Origin of the sequence: Shewanella halotolerans (assembly GCF_019457535.1) — a bacterium.
In the GTDB taxonomy this organism is placed as follows: domain Bacteria; phylum Pseudomonadota; class Gammaproteobacteria; order Enterobacterales; family Shewanellaceae; genus Shewanella; species Shewanella halotolerans.
The window spans coordinates 4,105,934-4,123,359 of the sequence record NZ_CP080417.1 but is presented as its reverse complement, the minus strand read 5'-3'; the positions used below and the strand labels follow the sequence as shown (position 1 = coordinate 4,123,359).

The window sequence follows — 17,426 nt, the reverse complement described above, 5'->3', positions numbered from 1 at the left end:
CAAACTTTCTTGTTTTTTAAAAGGTTTGCTAGAATATCTTGTCCCTATTTTCAAAGGAAGATGCACCGCCGATGATGAAACCTTTTCTATTCTCTTTGCTGCTGGCAAGCCTCTCAGCCCCAGTCCTGAGCGAAGAACGCCCCAAGATAGGTCTGGCGCTCAGCGGTGGCGGTGCCAAGGGGGCGGCCCATATCGCCGTGCTTAAGGCGCTGGAGGCGGAGCATATTCCCGTCGACTACATTGCCGGGACCAGCATAGGCGCCTATGTGGGCGGCATGTATGCCTTGGGCTATAGCGCCGAAGAGATAGAAGAGATCATGATGGGTTCCAACTGGAACGCCGGCTATTCCGATACCATTCCCCGCGCCGCCCTCAGCTATCGCGGCAAGCAGCAACGGGACAGATTCAATATCCCTATCAATGTCGGCTACAGCGACAAAGAGGTGAAGGTACCTAACGGTCTGCTGCGTGGCCAGTCTATGTCTATCTTGCTGCAACACTCGACGGATCTGGTGCATAAGTTCGAACACTTCGATGAGCTGCCGATTCCCTATCGCGCGGTGGCGACCGACCTCGAGACCAGCGGCGCCGTGGTGATCGACAGCGGCAGCCTGGTAGATGCCATGCAGGCCTCGGCCACCGTACCTGGCGCGCTGCAGGCGGCCCAGTACAAGGGGCATATTATCGTCGACGGCGGTATCGCCAACAACATGCCAGTGGATGTGGTCAAGGCCATGGGCGCCGACATAGTCATCGCCGTAGATATAGGCTCCTCATTGGTAAAGCGGGATCAGCTTGAGAGCACGGTGGCGGTACTCAATCAGCTGTCGACCATGCTGACCAATGCCAGCACTGAGCGGCAGAAACAGCTGCTGACAGAACAAGATATTTTGATCCGCCCCGAGGTGGGCGAGCTCAGCACCACAGACTTTGCCATCATGCCCGAGGCTTATCGCCTGGGCGAGGTGGCGGTGAAAGAGCAACTGGAAAGACTCAAGCAGCTCACTGTGACTCCCGAGCAATACGCCGCCTATCAGGCCCACAAGGATGCCACCAGTGTCGGTTGGCTCTATAACCTGTCGCGCCCAGTGGTCGCCATACGTTTCGACAACAACTCTAAGGTGAGCGAGAAGCTGCTGGCCGAGACCCTAGGTATAGAACCGGGAGAGGTGGTCGATAAGGCGAAGCTGGAGAAGGGGATCAACAATGTCTACGCCTTGGATAAGTTTGAGCGGGTCAATGCCGAGTTTGTCGATACCGAAGAGGGGCGGATTCTGATCCTGCAGACTCGGGCCAAATCCTGGGGCCCTAACTATTTTCAGCTCGGCTTTAGTTGGGAAGATGACTTCACCTTAGACTCAGTCGTGGCACTGGATCTGGCCTATACCATGACAGATCTCACCGCCTATGGCGGCGAGTGGCGCAACGAGCTGCGTCTGGGTTTTGAGAAGCTGCTCTCATCAGAGTTGTATGTGCCGCTGGACTCCGACCAGAACTATTTCACCCGTGCCGAGGTGGGTTACGAGAAGAAAGACTGGACCCTGTATGAGGAAAACAATCGTTTCTTGGAGCTCAATCAGGTCAAATATCGCGCCGAGATGGGCATAGGCTTCAACTACATCAAGGAAGGGCTGATTGAGCTGGGCGTGATGGGCGACACTGGCTATCTCGAGAATGCGGCCCTCGATGGCCGGGCAGATTTTAGCTCCTACGGCGCCTATCTTAAATTTGGTTTCGATGACCTGGACAGCATCAGCTTTCCGACCTCGGGTAATCGCGTCACGGTCAACATGTACTATCGCCGTGAACACTCGCCCGACATCCTGGGAGAAGATCCATCCGAGACCTCCTTCCAGATCACGGCCGATTGGCGCGGCGCCCTGAGTGTCGGCAACCATGCCTTCGTGGGTAAGGCCTCGCTGGCGACCGTAGATAAGGAGCGCGGTTTCAGCGTCAACGTCTCAGAACTTGGCGGCTTCCTCAATCTTTCTGGCTATCACAAGAATGCCTTGGTCGGACCTCATAAGGTGTTCGGCGCCTTCGTCTATCAATATGACCTGGGCCGCGACGTACTTGGCATGACAGATTATCCTCTCTATCTGGGAGCCAGTCTTGAGGCGGGTAACGTCTGGTCGATCCGCGACAGCGTCAGCCTGAATGATCTTATCTATGGCGGTAGCCTCTATCTGGGGACAGATACCGCCATAGGACCGGCGGCTATCGGTTATGGCTGGACAGACGATGGCGAAAATACCGTCTTCCTCTTCCTGGGTAAGAACTGGTAGGCCGTTTGGTGCGTCATACAAAGTTACAAAATCGCCCTACAGTCGAGCAGGCTGGGGTGTTAGTGTGTCATTCGCAATGGTTTAACCAACCAGAAGATAAACAATAAAGCGTAAAAACCGGGGAATTCGAGATGAAAAAAGTCAGTCATTTGGCATTAGCCGTGGCGTTGGGCTTGGGCCTAGGCGCCTGTGGTAGCCATGACACCACTCAGGTAGAGAGTGTACAAGCGGCAAAGGTGTCGGGCGTTGAGAAGGAAAACTTCGACACTCAGGTGCGTCATCAGGACGATTTCTATTACAGCGTTAACGGTCACTGGTTGGCGAACACGCCGATCCCTGCCGACAAGTCTAACTACGGCGCCTTCTCTGTACTGTATGAACAGAGCCAGAATGCCTTGAAAGAGATCATCGACGAAGTGGCGGCCATGCCAAACAAGGCCGAAGGCACTAGCGAGCAGAAGGTGGGTGACTTCTACGCCAGCTACATGAATACCGATCTGGCTGAGCAGCTGGGTGTTACGCCGATTAAGGCGTCTATGGCGGAGATCGCTGGCCTCAAGAGCCACCAGGATGTTGCCAGCCAGATGGGTAAGTTGCTGGTGTCAGGCGTACAGATGCCGCTGGGCTTTTATGTCAACAACGACGCCAAGAAGTCGACCCAGTATGGCGTCTACTTCTACCAGTCAGGTTTGACCCTGCCGGATAGAGACTATTACCTGAAAGACGATGCTAAGTTCGTGGCCAACCGCGCCGCGCTGCAAAGCTATGTGACGGATCTGTTGGCTGCTGCCGGCTATGCGAATGCCAAGCGCGCCGCGAACAACGTTGCCGAGATCGAGCGCTTCCTGGCCGAGAGCCAGTGGACGCGCACCGAGTCTCGTGACGCTAACAAGAGCTACAACAAGATGGATATCGCTGGCCTGCAGAAGACAGTCAGCAACTTCGATTATTCACAGTTTGCCAATGGCGCCGACATGACAAAGGTCACCGAGGTGATCGTGCGTCAGCCCTCCTTCTTCGAGAAGTTTGGTAAGCAATTTAACCAGTTCAGCGTCGAGCAGTGGCAAGACTACTTGATGTTCCACCTGGTGGACAGCTATGCCGAGCTGCTGAACAAAGAGATGGTCGATCTTCACTTTGCCTTCCACAGCAAGACGCTGATGGGCATCGAAGAGCAGAAGCCGCGCTGGAAGAAGGCGGTCGATGCCGCGGATCAGGTGATCGGTGAGCTGGTGGGTAAAGAGTACGTTAAGCGTCACTTTAAGCCAGAAGCCAAGGCCCGCATGGAGAAGATGATCCATAACCTGATCAAGGGCTTCGAGGTCAGCATCAATGAACTCGAGTGGATGACGCCTGAGACTAAGGTGGCGGCGCAAGAGAAGCTGTCTAAGTTTAACTACAAGATCGGCTACCCAGATAAGTGGAAAGACTACACAGATCTGAGCATCAAGGCCGATGACCTTGTGGGTAACTATCAGCGTTATGCTCACTTTGAATACAAGACCATGCTGGACAAGCTAGGTAAGCCAATCGATCGCACCGAGTGGCACATGACGCCGCAGACGGTTAATGCTTACTACAGCCCTGTGATGAACGAGATCGTCTTCCCGGCCGCGATTCTGCAGCCGCCATTCTTCAACATGGATGCCGACGATGCGATCAACTATGGTGGTATCGGCGCGGTGATCGGCCACGAGATCAGCCATGGTTTCGATGACCAGGGTGCCAAGTATGACGGTGACGGCAACCTGAGAGACTGGTGGTCTGACAAAGACAGAGAAGAGTTCAAGAAGCGCGGTGCTCAGCTCAGCGCCCAATACTCTGGCTATGAAGCCCTGCCGGGTAAGTTTGTAAACGGTGACCTCACCCTGGGTGAGAACATCGGTGACCTGGGCGGTCTGACTGTGGCGGCACGCTCTTATCAGCTGAGCCTCAACGGTAAAGAGGCGCCGGTGATCGATGGCCTGACCGGCGAGCAGCGTCTGTTCATCGGCTGGTCACAGGTATGGCGTCGTAACTATCGCGACGAAGAGCTGGGACGTCGTCTGTTGACCGATCCGCACTCACCAAGCCATTTCCGCGCCATGGGCACGCCGCGTAACATCCCAGCCTTCTACGAGGCGTTCGATGTTAAGGCAGGCGACAAGATGTACCTGAGCGAAGAAGATCGCGTGAAGATCTGGTAAGCCAGACCTTAGCGAAAGGCGCAATCTAAACAAACGAAAGCCCATCCTAGGATGGGCTTTTTGTTGTCAAAATCGAGTGGCTTACTGCTATTTAGCGGCGCATAGTGCCAGGTAGTCGGCAAACTCCTTGAGACTGGTGAGCTGCTGGTGGGCGGCTGCCCATCTGGCCTGGTTTGCCTCATGGGGCGCCGGAATGACGACCGTATGCATGTTGGCGGCCCTGGCGGCAATCAGGCCGTTGAAGGAGTCCTCTATCGCTAGGCATTGCGAAGGTTCAACGCCTAGGGCCTTGGCGCAGTTGAGGTACACCTCTGGGTGGGGCTTGCCCAGGGCCAGCGCCTCGGCGCTCTCGATGACGTCGAACAGCTCTCTGATGGCCAGCTTTTGCATCACGGCATCGATTAGAAGCGTCGGCGATGAGGTCGCCAGGCCAAGCTTGAGTCCCCTTTGTTTGCAGGCCTCGAGGGCTTCCTTGACGCCGGACATCGCCTCGCCGTGACTCAGGATCTCTCCCGCCACCTGAGTGACTATGGCCTCGGCGGTCGCCGCATTGTCATAGCCTTCCCAAGGGTGGCGTCGATACCAGTACTCGACTACTTGGTCGATGCGCAGCCCTGTGGTCTGCTCGGTATCGCTGAGGCTGATGGGCAGCCCCAGCTGGCTTAGCACCTTGTATTCGGCGGCCTGCCAACTCGGCTCGGAATCGATAAGCACGCCATCCATATCGAAGATGACTGCCGCTAAATTTTTTTGGCTCATGGTTATGGCTCTTGCTGCTTCATATTGATTGAGAAAGTGGAATATTATGCGGATTCTTCGGGTATTTACGAGTCTCCAGGCAATTTTTTTGCGCGATTTTTTCTCCGGAGAGAGCCAGGTTTATGCGTTTGGAATGAATTTGTGTAGTCTTTGAAAAGCATTGTATTTCATGTGCTTAGTTTGTTATTCAAACTATTGTCTAATTTCATTTGTTTCAGGGCTGCGCTAATTTGCTGGGCACCCTAGGAAATCCCGGTAATTTCTCACTTCTAAGAGTGTGATCTGATTCATACTTTTGCAAAGCTGTAGTATAATGCGGCCGGAAATACGGGTTGAGCCTGCTTGACTGTGAGCTTCAGAATTGAAGACGTGCAGTTTCGCTGTTAGAACGCCAAACAAAGAGGAATGTTGCCGTGCTAGAAGCATATCGTAAACACGTCGCAGAACGTGCTGCAGAGGGCGTAGTCCCTAAGCCACTAGATGCCCATCAAGTGGCCGAATTAGTCGAATTAGTAAAGAATCCACCTGCGGGTGAAGAGGAGTTCATCCTCGACCTGCTAGAAAACAGAATTCCACCAGGTGTTGACGAAGCGGCCTATGTGAAAGCCGGTTTCCTCGACGCGGTTGCCAAAGGTGAGGCAACATCTCCTATCCTGTCTGCGGCGCGTGCCGTTGAGCTACTGGGTACCATGCAGGGCGGTTACAACATCGAGCCGCTGATTGCGCAACTCGACAATGACGCTCAGGCGCCATTGGCGGTTAAGGCACTGTCAAATACCCTGCTGATGTTCGATGCCTACCACGATGTGGTTGAGAAGATGCAAGCGGGCAACGCTCACGCTAAGCAAGTGGTTGAGTCTTGGGCGAACGCCGAGTGGTTCCTCAGTCGTCCTAAGCTGGCCGACAAGGTTACCCTGACCGTATTCAAGGTGACGGGTGAAACCAACACAGACGATCTGTCACCAGCTCCTGATGCCTGGTCTCGTCCAGATATCCCACTGCACGCCCTGGCGATGCTGAAAAACGCGCGCGATGGCATAGTACCAGACGAAGCGGGCGTGAAAGGCCCAATCAATGAGATCGAAGCCCTGAAACAGAAGGGTCATCCACTGGTTTATGTGGGCGACGTTGTGGGTACAGGTTCTTCACGTAAGTCTGCGACCAACTCAGTGCTTTGGTTCATGGGCGACGATATCCCATTCGTACCTAACAAGCGTGCCGGTGGTTTCTGTCTAGGTGGCAAGATCGCGCCTATCTTCTTCAACACCATGGAAGATGCCGGTGCACTGCCAATCGAGCTAGATGTAAGCAAGATGAACATGGGCGATGTGATCGACATCTACCCATACGAAGGTGTGGTTAAGCTACACGGCAGCGACGAAGTGATATCTGAGTTCAAGCTCAAGACTGACGTGCTGCTTGACGAAGTACGTGCCGGTGGCCGTATTCCGCTGATCATCGGTCGTGGTCTGACAGATCGCGCCCGTGAGACCCTGGGTCTACCAGCCTCTGACGTATTTGTACGTCCACAAGATGTGGCCGATTCTGGCAAGGGTTACACCCTGGCGCAGAAGATGGTGGGTAAGGCATGCGGCGTAGCCGGTGTGCGTCCAGGCCAATACTGTGAGCCTAAGATGACTTCTGTGGGTTCACAAGACACCACGGGTCCTATGACGCGTGACGAGTTGAAAGACTTGGCATGTCTAGGCTTCAGTGCCGACCTGACCATGCAGTCATTCTGTCACACAGCCGCTTATCCTAAGCCTGTGGACGTGAACACTCACCACACACTACCTGACTTCATCATGAACCGTGGCGGTGTGTCGCTACGTCCAGGTGATGGTGTTATCCACTCTTGGCTGAACCGTATGCTGCTGCCTGATACCGTTGGTACGGGTGGTGACTCGCATACTCGTTTCCCAATCGGTATCTCTTTCCCTGCGGGCTCTGGTCTGGTGGCTTTCGCCGCAGCGACCGGTGTGATGCCACTGGATATGCCTGAGTCGGTATTGGTTCGCTTCAAGGGCGAAATGCAGCCTGGTATCACGCTACGTGACCTGGTACATGCGATTCCGCACAAGGCGATCGAAATGGGTCTGCTGACCGTTGAGAAGAAAGGCAAGATCAACGCCTTCTCTGGTCGTATCCTAGAGATCGAAGGTCTGGAGAAGCTGAAGGTTGAGCAGGCATTCGAACTGTCTGATGCCTCGGCCGAGCGTAGTGCTGCCGGTTGTACCATCAAGCTGGACAAAGAGCCTATCATCGAATACCTCAACTCTAACATAGTGATGTTGAAGTGGATGATCGCCGAAGGTTACGGTGACCGTCGCACCATAGAGCGTCGTATCACTGCGATGGAAGAGTGGTTGGCTAACCCAGAGCTGATGGAAGCGGATGCTGATGCAGAATACGCCGAAGTGATCGAGATCGATCTGAACGAGATCAAAGAGCCTATCCTGTGTGCGCCAAACGATCCAGATGATGCCGTTCTCCTGTCTCAGGTGAAAGACACTCAGATCGACGAGGTGTTCGTTGGTTCTTGTATGACTAACATTGGTCACTTCCGTGCAACTGGTAAGATGCTGGACAAGTTCGCCAAGACGCTACCAACTCGTCTGTGGATCGCACCACCAACTAAGATGGACCGTGATCAACTGACAGAAGAGGGTTACTACGCCATCTTCGGTCGTGTCGGTGCACGCATCGAGATCCCAGGTTGTTCTCTGTGTATGGGTAACCAGGCACGTGTTGCCGAGGGCGCGACGGTAGTATCGACTTCTACCCGTAACTTCCCGAACCGTCTGGGTACTGGCGCAAACGTCTACCTGGCGTCTGCCGAGCTGGCCGCGGTTGCCGCACTTCTGGGTCGTCTGCCAAGCGTTGAAGAGTATCAAGAGTATGCGAAAGAGATCGATGCCACTGCAGCCGATACTTACCGTTACCTGAACTTCGACCAGATCGATTCATACACACAAAAAGCGGGCGAAGTGATCTTCCAGTCTGCTGTGTAATCAGGATTGATAACGCGAAAAGGCCAGCTGATTAGCTGGCCTTTTTTATTGGGCTTTGCCGTTAACTTTGCAAAGTGAGCGGCTTGTTCTCGGTTATGAATATTTAGCGTGTAAGGCTTCTAATAGCTGATCTTCCAGCTGGAAGCGGGTTTCCATGGCATCGCCGAGTGAGGAGAGATCTTTGTCCAGCTGATAGAGGATCTTGTCGTCGCTGGCGCTGGTGTATTTGTCGTTGAAGTCCAGGGCCATATCTGTGGTTTCGCTGATCTTAGGCACTATGGTCTGTGCCAGCGAATGGCTTGATTCACCGTTTTGCTCGCAGGCTGTCATCACTCGGTCGTAGACTTCGAAATGGCCTTCGGAGACATAATCGACCAAGAGATCACAGAACTCTTTCACCGATTTGAAGGCGGGAAGTGACTTGTCTATCGCCTCGTAGGGCGGCAGCCCGGCGATTTGGCAGTAGTTAATCAGCAACTTACGACGGTGGTTTAGCCATTGATCAATCAGGGTATTGGCGCCACCCCATTTCTGTTCGGCCCGTTCCAATTGCTTTAGCATGATGGTCCCCATCGCAAGTTATTCTATGACTTCTAATGTAGGTGAGAAACACTGCTTTGATCAACCATTTTTTAGTCGATCCGGGCGATCTTTCAGCTGGTCGAATCTGCTTGTTTTGTATACAAAATGACGGGGGAGGCACTATTGAGAGGGCCGGAAATAAAATGCCCAGCGATAGAAATCTATCGCTGGGCGAGTAAAGTTTTTGCGGGCTCGATGCGACGAGCTTCTTGATTGTTCTTGCTAGCGCAGACTTTTTATACCAAAGGCAAAGAGGGGGTGCAACTTTTTTCTAACGAATTGCGGGCTGAAGCGAGCAATTTGCGCCCCAGGCCAAACCCTGAGTGAAAGCGCGCGGGGATAAAAAAATAATCAAGCGGCGTTTGTCACATAAATGCGCCGATGGAGGTTACTTTACTCGCGTAAATGCTAAACTACTGTCCCAGCGAAAATCAATAAGCGTAGGAATAGAGCCTTATGGCAGAACTAAAAAATGATCGTTATTTACGTGCCTTACTAAAACAGCCTGTTGATGTGACTCCTGTGTGGATGATGCGTCAGGCGGGTCGTTACCTTCCTGAATACAAAGCAACCCGCGCACAAGCCGGCGACTTCATGTCACTGTGCCGCAATGCCGAGTTGGCCTGTGAGGTGACGTTGCAACCACTTCGTCGTTACGATCTCGATGCTGCGATCTTATTCTCTGATATTTTGACTGTGCCAGATGCCATGGGCCTGGGTCTCTATTTCGAAACCGGTGAGGGTCCTCGTTTCGAGCGTCCAACCGATACGCTAGATGCCATCAAGAAGCTGGCCGTACCGGATCCAGAAGATGAGCTTGGCTATGTGATGAAGGCCGTTAGCACCATTCGTCGCGAGCTGAAAGGCGAAGTGCCGCTGATCGGCTTCTCTGGTTCACCTTGGACACTGGCGACCTACATGGTTGAGGGCGGTTCAAGCAAGACCTTCGAGAAGATCAAGAAGATGGCCTATGCCGAGCCTGCGGCGCTGCACATGCTGTTAGACAAGCTGGCCGATTCTGTGACTCTGTACCTGAACGCTCAGGTAGCGAACGGTGCTCAGTCGTTGATGATTTTCGATTCATGGGGTGGCGCACTGTCGCATACTGCCTATCGTGAGTTCTCGCTGCGCTACATGCAGAAGATCGTTGATGGTCTGACTCGTCATGCCGATGGCCGTCAGGTGCCTGTGACGCTGTTCACTAAGGGTGGCGGACTCTGGTTAGAGGCGATGGCCGAGACTGGCTGTGATGCACTAGGTCTTGACTGGACAGTGGACATTGCCGATGCACGTCGTCGCGTGGGTCACAAGGTTGCGCTGCAGGGTAACATGGATCCATCTATGCTTTACGCCTCACCAGAGCGCATCCATGAAGAAGTGCGTCAGATCCTGGCCGGTTACGGCGAAGGTTCGGGCCATGTATTCAACCTGGGTCATGGTATTCATCAGCATGTGGATCCAGAGCATGCGGGCGCCTTCATCAAGTCAGTTCACGAACTGTCGGCGCAATACCATAAGTAATAAATATCCAGATTGAGATAGCCAGCCAGGGGCAACCCGGCTGGCTATTTTTTTGCCCACGATTCTCTGTCAATTCTTCCTCCTTAACCTATTAATAAATCGAATAGTAACTAGTGTGAATTGTCGGGGAACATCTGCTAACCTGAATTCAGTCAGGGAAAAACAAGGATTTCGATATGAAAAAGTTTATAGCAATCAGCGTGATATGTTTCGCAGTATTCTTCGGTCTGCTTAATGGTATTCACCACATCTATGTTGCTAACGCAGACACTATTCTGGGCCAATATATGGTTGCCGCGCTGGTGGTGGTCATGTGGGCCAGCCTCTTCGCCTCGCTGGCTAGCCTGGCGTACCCCTTCCTCCGTCGCCATCTGGTGATCTCCCCGCAATAACCCCCGCCTCATCGATATCGGGGCAGTGCGATCATGAATCGGCTGCCTCGATCGGTTGCACTCTGTACCTCGATACGACAGCCGAGTCTGGCCAATAGCTGCCTGACGATTGCCAGGCCAACGCCCAGCTGTGGTAGCGTTTCGCCCCGGCAATAGTAGAGCTCGGGCTGGCTTGGACTAGGAGTATGCTGCAGGGCGGCAATGGCTTCGGGTTGCATGCCGCTGCCCGAGTCTTGGATCACCAGGTAAGAGCCCGAGGCCAACGTCTGGGGATAGACGGCTATCTCGCCGCCCGGCGGCGTGTGGCGTAGGGCGTTGTCCAGCAGGTTATTGAGCACTCGGCCCATGAGTTGGGGATCTGTGTAGAGAAACTCACCCTTGCCCTGACCCTCACTGTCACCCTGGTCTAGGCGGAGGCTGACCTCGGCCCGCTTAGCCTTAGGGGCGAAGGTCTGGGTGAGTTCATCGAGAATCGACTGCAGCGAGACGCGGCGCATATCCGCCTTGATCTGACCGTTCTCCAGCGCCGCCAACTCGAGCATCTGCGCCAGTAGCTGCTGTAGTCTCTGCCCCGAGGCCGCTGCGTACTGCAGCAGACTGTCGTCGCGTTCATCGGCCGGACTTAGCAGCCAGGTATCCAGGTATCCCAGCAGGGTAGTGAGCGGCGTCTTGAGATCGTGTGACAGGTGCAGCAGGAACTCCTGCTTGGCCGCCTGCTGCGCAGTCACCTGGCGCTGTTTCTGGGCTACCTCTTCTAACAGACGATTGATCTGCCCATTGAGCTGGGCCATCTCCTGGCTGCGGCTCGGCGCCAGGGGCAGGGCGAGGGGCTGATCTATCGGTTTGTGTTCCAGCTCGCCCAGGGCCTGGGTGAGGCGATTGAGGGGCCGGGTCAGGTAGCGCAGCAGCAGGGCAAATAAGATTAGGGTAAACAGGGCCCAGCCGCCCAGGGCGACGCCCCAGCGCTCGGGCAGGTCTTTGGCCTGGATAAGCGACTGCCAACTATCGAAGGCTTCGCCGCCGATGATCACATAGAGGTAGCCGCTGAGGGTGCCGCTCGGGCCTATAAGTGGGCTGACGGAGAAGATCTTTTGCTGGTCGTCACTCCTGGGATCTGTGCCCAGGATTGGCAGGGTGTCACCCTTGAGGAAGGAATGTATCTTGGTTGTGTCTACCCTGTGGGTCTTGATCTGCTCCTCCCTGGCGTCGAAGGCGATCACCCTGCCTTGAGTATCTAAGGTGTAGATCTCGAAGCTGGGCCCCAGCAACATGAGGTCGTGAAAGGCCTCCTTGAGGGCGGCGTCCGAGGTGATCCCTTGTGACAAAAGCGGGTTGATCTCGGCCATGTGGGTTGCCAGCTCTCTGTGCAGGGACTGCTGTACCAGGCGTTGGCTGTGTTGCTGACTCAGGCTAGACCACTGCCAGAAGCCGAGAAACAACAGCAAGACACAGGCACTGGCAAGCAGCAGGATGCGGCCAAACAGGCTATTAACCATGGCTAGTGCGCCGCCGGTGGAGCGAACTTATAGCCCACGCCCCATACCGTTTGCACCAGCTCGTTGCTACTGGGACAGCAGGCCAGCTTGGCCCTGAGGCGATTGATGTGGCTGTTGACCGTGTGTTCGTAACCCGCATAGGAGTATCCCCACACGGCTTCCAGCAGCTGCATGCGGCTGAATACCTGACGTGGATGTTGGGCCAGGTAGTAGAGGAGATCGAATTCCCTGGCGGTGAGAGTCAGGGGCTGATTAGCGGCGGTGACCTCACGCGTCTTACTGTCGATCACTAGCTCGTCGAAGGTGAGGGCATACTGGTCGGCGGCCTGCTGGGCGGAGCGTCTGAGTAGCGCCTTGACCCTGGCCCTGAGTTCCAACACGCTGAAGGGTTTGACTAAATAGTCGTCGGCGCCGGACTCCAGGCCGAGGACTATGTCTGCCTCGCTGTCTCTGGCGGTGATCATCATGCAGGGTAAGCTCTTGCCCTCCTGTCGGAGTTGCTGGCACAGGGTCAGGCCATCGCCGTCGCTCAGCATGCGATCCAGCAGCAGGAGATCGAAACACTTGCTGCGCAGCTGTTGCCTGGCTTGGTTCAGAGTGCTGACCTGGGTCACCTCATGTTGCAGAGATTCCAGGTTGAGACGGATCAGACGGGCGAGGTCTGGCTCATCCTCGACCAGCAAGATGCGTCGCCCTTCACCTAGCGTCCTGTCACCGTTTAACACAGACATAGCAAACTCCCTCTAGTTGGCCTACATCCAGTAGACCCAGCCCAGAGGGAATTTATTTCGTCGATGCTAAATATAGCTTGTCGGTTAGCTTGTCGGTTAGCTTGGTGTGCTAGCGGGTGCGCTGAATGGTCACCTTAAGTACAGGGTTGTCAAACCTGTGACTGGCCTTGAGCACAGAGTCGCTTAGGCCATCGTCCTGGCTGATCACCCCTGGGTGCAGGTGCACACGATTTACATCGTCACGGCCGGCATTAAAGCCTTCACCGCCATCCGCCGGCCCAGGGATGCTTCCCTTGATTTCGCTGTTGGCCTCTGTGCCGGCGTCATAGGCGGGCGTGTAGAAGCTCTGGCTCTGATCCACAGCCATCAGACTGATATCAATAGCGTCAAGGCCGCTAAAGGCGTCGTTGGTGTTGACCAGCATGGTCAGCAGTGACAGGGAGGCAGTTGCCGCCTCGGTTTGGGTCAGGGTCAGGCTTTCACTCGCCCCGGGAGGGAGTATGCCGGCGCCGCTTACGACCATATCTATGCCGTCCATCTCGGCGCTATAGCCCGACTGATCGCCGCCCTCGGCCAGTTGCTCCAGCGCCAGGCTGGCAGGCTCGCCGTTTTGCCAGGCATGATAGCCGTTGGAGGTTGCCAGCAGCGCCAGGGGAGACATAGGTTGATTCGCCGTCAGGTTGGTCACCGTCAGGGTAAAGCTGCGCTCCACAGGCGCTGTTGGCGGCTCTGGCATATTAGTGTCATGGTCGTTGTCTGAGCAGGCGCTGAGCAGCAGCCCCACGCTCAGTGCCACCGCCGTCAAGGGGAGGCCACTCTTAAGCTGTTGCAGTTTCATCATGGCCTCCTACTTAACTGTGATGGTGACGCGGGCGACCGGGTTGAGCCAGCGGTGTACCCGGCTGTCGAGATCGCTCATGCCGCCCGCAGGGTCTGTGTCACCCAGAATGCCGGGGTGGATATGCACCTTGTCGTTGGGACTGGTGTCGGCCACGCCGCTAGCATTGCTGCCGCCATCGCCGCCCGGCGCCGCAGGGATCCCCGGCACGCCTGGCATGCCGCCGCCATTGATCACCTCATCGTTGGCCTCGGTACCTGCGTCGTAGGCGTTGAGGTTCAGGGTATAGGTGCCGGGCGTGGTTGGGATCTCCCAGCTGTCCAGGCCGACGAAGGCGTCGTTGGTAGGCAGTATCATGGCGACCAGGGACAGATGAGTCATCGCCTGGGAGTCAAAGCTGATGCTGGCGACATTCTGTCCCGGTGCCATCAGGCCGCCGGCCGGGTTAGACAGGGTGACGCCACTGGCGCCGTCAACCATGGCGGCGAGATCGGCGATATCCCCCCCTTCCGCCATCTTCTGCAGTGCGCTGGTGGCAGGTTCGCCCGCCTGGAACAGATGCATCTGTGCATCATGGGCGGCGATGAGGACTGGGGTGAAGTGGTTGCCATGGGTGAGGTTGCTGATGCTGATGGTGAGTTCGGCTGCGCTGATTGGGGTGGCGACTAAACCGGCTAGAATTAGGCCGGCGCTGATTTTGCGTAGGGTCATGGGTGTTCTCCTGATTGACATGATCGAATCCTAGCTTCAAGCATGGCGTTTGGAGTTCACTTAAGTATCGCCAAATTATCACAAAAGTTTCACAACTGCCCCTTGGCGGTGAACTGGCTCTCAATTTGTCCTTAGAATTGCCCCTCAATCGTCAATTCCTGCGCTAAGTCAATGCAGCGGCCGTTCGCCGCAGGCAGGCTATTGGCTAGTTTTGCAACGGGCAGTCGCCCGGCGGTTTAAACCCTAGGGCAAATAGGGTATTTTCCTCGCCGATTCAAACCTAGCCCCAAAAAGCGATACCGATAGGATGGCTCAGAGACAAGATGCGCATTAGCAAGAAAATTGTGGTTTTTGTGGCCGGCTTCTGCCTGCCCGCCATCATGGCCATCTCCTATGGGTTAAACGCCTGGTACGAACTGCGCCTGAGCGATCTTCGCCAGGAGATGAGTCAGCGGGCGCAGCAGAATATCGCCCACCATCTCGAGGAAGATCTGGGGCAGTTTGAGATGTTGGCCCAGCTCTACGGCGTGCCCATGGCGCTCTTGCCTGCCGACCAGCGTCAGACCCTGTCGGCGACCTGGCATGCCATGGCCCTGTCTGCCCATGTCAGCCTCTATGGCGTAGAGGACGATGGCATTCGCGCTTTTGCAGAGCCCAGCCCGGAAACCCAGGTATTGGATCTCGATGCGCTCTGGCCCGATCTCCTGACTCTGGATGGCGTTCGCACCGGTTTTCTGCTCCAGGGCAAGCAAGGTTTTCTGGCCTGCGTGATCCCTCTGTCTGACAACAGGCGCCTGCTGATGGTGCGCCGGGTCGACAATCAATTATTCGAACACTATCAGGCTTATTCGTCGCTGGCGGGACTGAGGCTGGCGACCACCACGCCGAGCCTGCTGGCGCAGACTTCGCCACAGCGGGTGACTCTGGAGGTGCCCAGCCTGCTCGGTGACCATTCGCTGCTATTAGATATCGAGCTGACACAGAGAGACAGCCTGGTGCAGAGCGGTCCGGCGACCCTGGTCTATCTCATCGGTGGCATTAGCCTGTTGCTGCTGTTGCTGGGCTACCTCTGGCTGCGTCATGGGGTGGTCAATCCCCTCAAGCAGTTATTGCGTCAGCTCTCGCGGGTGGATCCGACGGCGAAGACCTATCAACCCATCCGGGCCAAGGGCACCTCAGAATTTATGGTGATCTCCGAGCAGGTCAACAGCCTGCTGGCGCGTATCTTTCAGCAGAAGGAGCGCTCCAAGATCACCCTGGAGGCGATTGCCGAGGCGGTGATCCTCACCGATAGCTGGGCCAAGGTGATCTACCTCAATCCCCAGGCCGAGCGGCTGCTCAAGGTGAAGGCCGAATCTGCGGTGGGGATGAATCTGGATAAGGTGTTTCGCAGCGAACCCGAGCTGAATCAGTCGCTGTTTGCCTTCATGGCGAGTGGCACGCCGACGCCCATGCTGAGCAAGGTCAAGTTTACCAGTCATACCCCCAGGCTGATGGAGCGCAGCATCAGTAACCTCAAGGGGCCGAACAACAAGATCATCGGCACCGTGATCGTGCTGAGGGATATCACCCAGGAGGAGCTGCTCAAGCATCAGCTCAGACGCAGGGCAAACTTCGATAATGTCACCGGCTTGCTCAATCGCTGCGCCTTCGAGGAGCGGCTACAAGCCTTTGCCGAGGACGCCCAGACCTTGGCGATCTGCTATTTCGACCTGGAGCAGTTTAAGCTTATCAACGACTCCTGCGGTCACAACGCCGGCGATGCCATGTTAAAGATGGTGGCCAAGGCGATTCAGGCCAGCCTGGAGGGGCAGGGCTTGTTGGCCCGCCTGGGCGGCGACGAGTTTGGCCTGGCGCTGAAAGACTTAGGCGTGGTGGCACTGGCTCAGCAGGTGAAACAGATCATCAATGCCGTCGGCAAACAGGTGATGGAGCATCACGGCTGCCATTATCATGTGGGGATCAGCGCCGGGGTGGCATTGGCCAGGGCACCCTATATCAATGCGCTGGAGCTACTCAAAGATGCCGATATTGCCTGTATCGCCGCCAAGCGCAAGGGCAGCAACCAGGTGCATTTCTATGATGATAAGGACAAGGAGCTCACCTATCAGCGCAACGCCCCCAAATGGGCAGTGCGTATCGCCCAGGCGATCGAACACAACGAGCTACTGCTCTACTATCAGCCCATCAAGGCGTTGGGGCCTCAGGGCAAGCAGCGCATGGAGGTTCTGCTGAGGATCCAGGAACCCTGTGGGCGCATCCTGGCGCCGGCGCAGTTTATAGCCGCTGCCGAACGCTTCAAGCTGATGACAGATGTGGATAAGGAGGTAATACGTAAGACCTTCCTCTGGCTCTCTCTGCATGAGGAGTTGTGGGCAGATCACTGCCTGTCGATCAACCTCTCGGCCAATAGCTTAGGGGCCGAGGGCATGGTGGACTATATCATCGCCCAGTTGGAGCGTTTCGCCATCCCCAGTCAGTGCATCTGTTTCGAGATCACCGAGACCAGTGCGATTCAGAATCGTAACCGGGCGATGGAGATGCTCAATCAGCTGAAGAAGCAGGGCTTCTCCTTCGCCCTGGACGACTTCGGCACCGGGTTTGCTTCTTATGGTTACCTGCGGGAGCTGCCGGTGAACTATGTGAAGATCGATGGCTGCTTCATCAAGTCCCTGGCCAGCAACGCCAAGGACTATGCCATCGTTAAATCGATACACGACGTCTGCCGCGTGATGGGCATAGAGACGGTGGCCGAGTTCGTGGAGAACCAGGAGATCATCGAGCGCCTCAAGTCGATCGGTATCAACTATGCCCAGGGCTATGCCATCGGTCGTCCCAAGAGCCTGGATCAATACCTCACTGCGCCGACCGACAATGTGCATCGGCTGATGGCCTAACTGCATGGTCGACCCGT

General features: G+C 55.6%; 12 protein-coding genes. 6 read left to right on the top strand and 6 right to left on the bottom strand.

The window, feature by feature from the left end; translation table 11 throughout:
- Positions 1–71 precede the first annotated feature (71 nt).
- Together K0H81_RS17835 and K0H81_RS17830 are read left to right on the top strand one after the other, a co-directional pair.
- Positions 72–2,285: a patatin-like phospholipase family protein gene (locus K0H81_RS17835; protein WP_220059198.1), complete on the top strand. Its 2,214-nt coding sequence runs from the start codon at positions 72–74 to the stop codon at positions 2,283–2,285.
- Positions 2,286–2,416: 131 nt separating this feature from the next.
- Positions 2,417–4,471 (top strand): M13 family metallopeptidase, encoded by a 2,055-nt coding sequence (locus K0H81_RS17830; RefSeq protein WP_220059197.1) that lies wholly within the window; start codon positions 2,417–2,419, stop codon positions 4,469–4,471.
- 87 nt (positions 4,472–4,558) lie between these two features.
- Here K0H81_RS17830 and hxpB read toward each other — a convergent pair whose 3' ends face one another.
- Positions 4,559–5,230 (bottom strand): hexitol phosphatase HxpB, encoded by a 672-nt coding sequence (gene hxpB, locus K0H81_RS17825; RefSeq protein WP_220059196.1) that lies wholly within the window; start codon positions 5,228–5,230, stop codon positions 4,559–4,561.
- A 413-nt stretch (positions 5,231–5,643) separates the two neighbouring features.
- On the opposite strand from hxpB, the gene acnB reads away from it, so the two are divergent.
- Complete coding sequence (gene acnB / locus K0H81_RS17820) at positions 5,644–8,241, top strand: bifunctional aconitate hydratase 2/2-methylisocitrate dehydratase (protein ID WP_144202517.1); 2,598 nt, start codon at positions 5,644–5,646, stop codon at positions 8,239–8,241.
- 93 nt (positions 8,242–8,334) lie between these two features.
- On the opposite strand, the gene rsd is transcribed toward acnB, so the two are convergent.
- Positions 8,335–8,802, bottom strand: coding sequence for a sigma D regulator (gene rsd, locus K0H81_RS17815; protein WP_186300617.1), 468 nt, complete (start codon positions 8,800–8,802; stop codon positions 8,335–8,337).
- A gap of 477 nt (positions 8,803–9,279) precedes the next feature.
- Between rsd and hemE the strand changes: the two genes are divergently transcribed.
- Together hemE and K0H81_RS17805 are read left to right on the top strand one after the other, a co-directional pair.
- Positions 9,280–10,344, top strand: coding sequence for a uroporphyrinogen decarboxylase (gene hemE / locus K0H81_RS17810; RefSeq protein ID WP_144202521.1), 1,065 nt, complete (start codon positions 9,280–9,282; stop codon positions 10,342–10,344).
- A gap of 176 nt (positions 10,345–10,520) precedes the next feature.
- The gene (locus K0H81_RS17805) at positions 10,521–10,736 is read left to right on the top strand and encodes a hypothetical protein (RefSeq protein WP_144202523.1); all 216 of its coding nucleotides are present in this window, start codon (positions 10,521–10,523) and stop codon (positions 10,734–10,736) included.
- Between the two features lie 8 nt (positions 10,737–10,744).
- Here K0H81_RS17805 and K0H81_RS17800 read toward each other — a convergent pair whose 3' ends face one another.
- The 4 genes from K0H81_RS17800 to K0H81_RS17785 form a co-directional block, all read right to left on the bottom strand.
- Complete coding sequence (locus K0H81_RS17800; RefSeq protein WP_220059195.1) at positions 10,745–12,232, bottom strand: sensor histidine kinase; 1,488 nt, start codon at positions 12,230–12,232, stop codon at positions 10,745–10,747.
- A gap of 2 nt (positions 12,233–12,234) precedes the next feature.
- Positions 12,235–12,963 (bottom strand): response regulator transcription factor, encoded by a 729-nt coding sequence (locus K0H81_RS17795; RefSeq protein WP_144202527.1) that lies wholly within the window; start codon positions 12,961–12,963, stop codon positions 12,235–12,237.
- A 109-nt stretch (positions 12,964–13,072) separates the two neighbouring features.
- Positions 13,073–13,801 (bottom strand): spondin domain-containing protein, encoded by a 729-nt coding sequence (locus K0H81_RS17790; RefSeq protein ID WP_258406329.1) that lies wholly within the window; start codon positions 13,799–13,801, stop codon positions 13,073–13,075.
- Positions 13,802–13,810: 9 nt separating this feature from the next.
- Positions 13,811–14,512 (bottom strand): spondin domain-containing protein, encoded by a 702-nt coding sequence (locus K0H81_RS17785; RefSeq protein WP_220059193.1) that lies wholly within the window; start codon positions 14,510–14,512, stop codon positions 13,811–13,813.
- Positions 14,513–14,835: 323 nt separating this feature from the next.
- Here K0H81_RS17785 and K0H81_RS17780 point away from each other — a divergent pair, with 323 nt between their 5' ends.
- A complete protein-coding gene (locus K0H81_RS17780; protein ID WP_220059192.1) occupies positions 14,836–17,409 on the top strand; it encodes a sensor domain-containing protein in 2,574 nt (857 codons plus the stop codon).
- The last annotated feature ends 17 nt before the right edge of the window (positions 17,410–17,426 follow it).

Coding starts and splice junctions, on each gene's coding strand:
- K0H81_RS17785 (WP_220059193.1), bottom strand. CDS start 14,512: ATGACCCTACGCAAAATCAGCGCCGGCCTAATTCTAGCCGGTTTAGTC.
- rsd (WP_186300617.1), bottom strand. CDS start 8,802: ATGCTAAAGCAATTGGAACGGGCCGAACAGAAATGGGGTGGCGCCAAT.
- K0H81_RS17780 (WP_220059192.1), top strand. CDS start 14,836: ATGCGCATTAGCAAGAAAATTGTGGTTTTTGTGGCCGGCTTCTGCCTG.
- K0H81_RS17790 (WP_258406329.1), bottom strand. CDS start 13,801: ATGAAACTGCAACAGCTTAAGAGTGGCCTCCCCTTGACGGCGGTGGCA.
- K0H81_RS17805 (WP_144202523.1), top strand. CDS start 10,521: ATGAAAAAGTTTATAGCAATCAGCGTGATATGTTTCGCAGTATTCTTC.
- hxpB (WP_220059196.1), bottom strand. CDS start 5,230: ATGAGCCAAAAAAATTTAGCGGCAGTCATCTTCGATATGGATGGCGTG.
- K0H81_RS17830 (WP_220059197.1), top strand. CDS start 2,417: ATGAAAAAAGTCAGTCATTTGGCATTAGCCGTGGCGTTGGGCTTGGGC.
- K0H81_RS17800 (WP_220059195.1), bottom strand. CDS start 12,232: ATGGTTAATAGCCTGTTTGGCCGCATCCTGCTGCTTGCCAGTGCCTGT.
- K0H81_RS17795 (WP_144202527.1), bottom strand. CDS start 12,963: ATGTCTGTGTTAAACGGTGACAGGACGCTAGGTGAAGGGCGACGCATC.
- K0H81_RS17835 (WP_220059198.1), top strand. CDS start 72: ATGATGAAACCTTTTCTATTCTCTTTGCTGCTGGCAAGCCTCTCAGCC.
- hemE (WP_144202521.1), top strand. CDS start 9,280: ATGGCAGAACTAAAAAATGATCGTTATTTACGTGCCTTACTAAAACAG.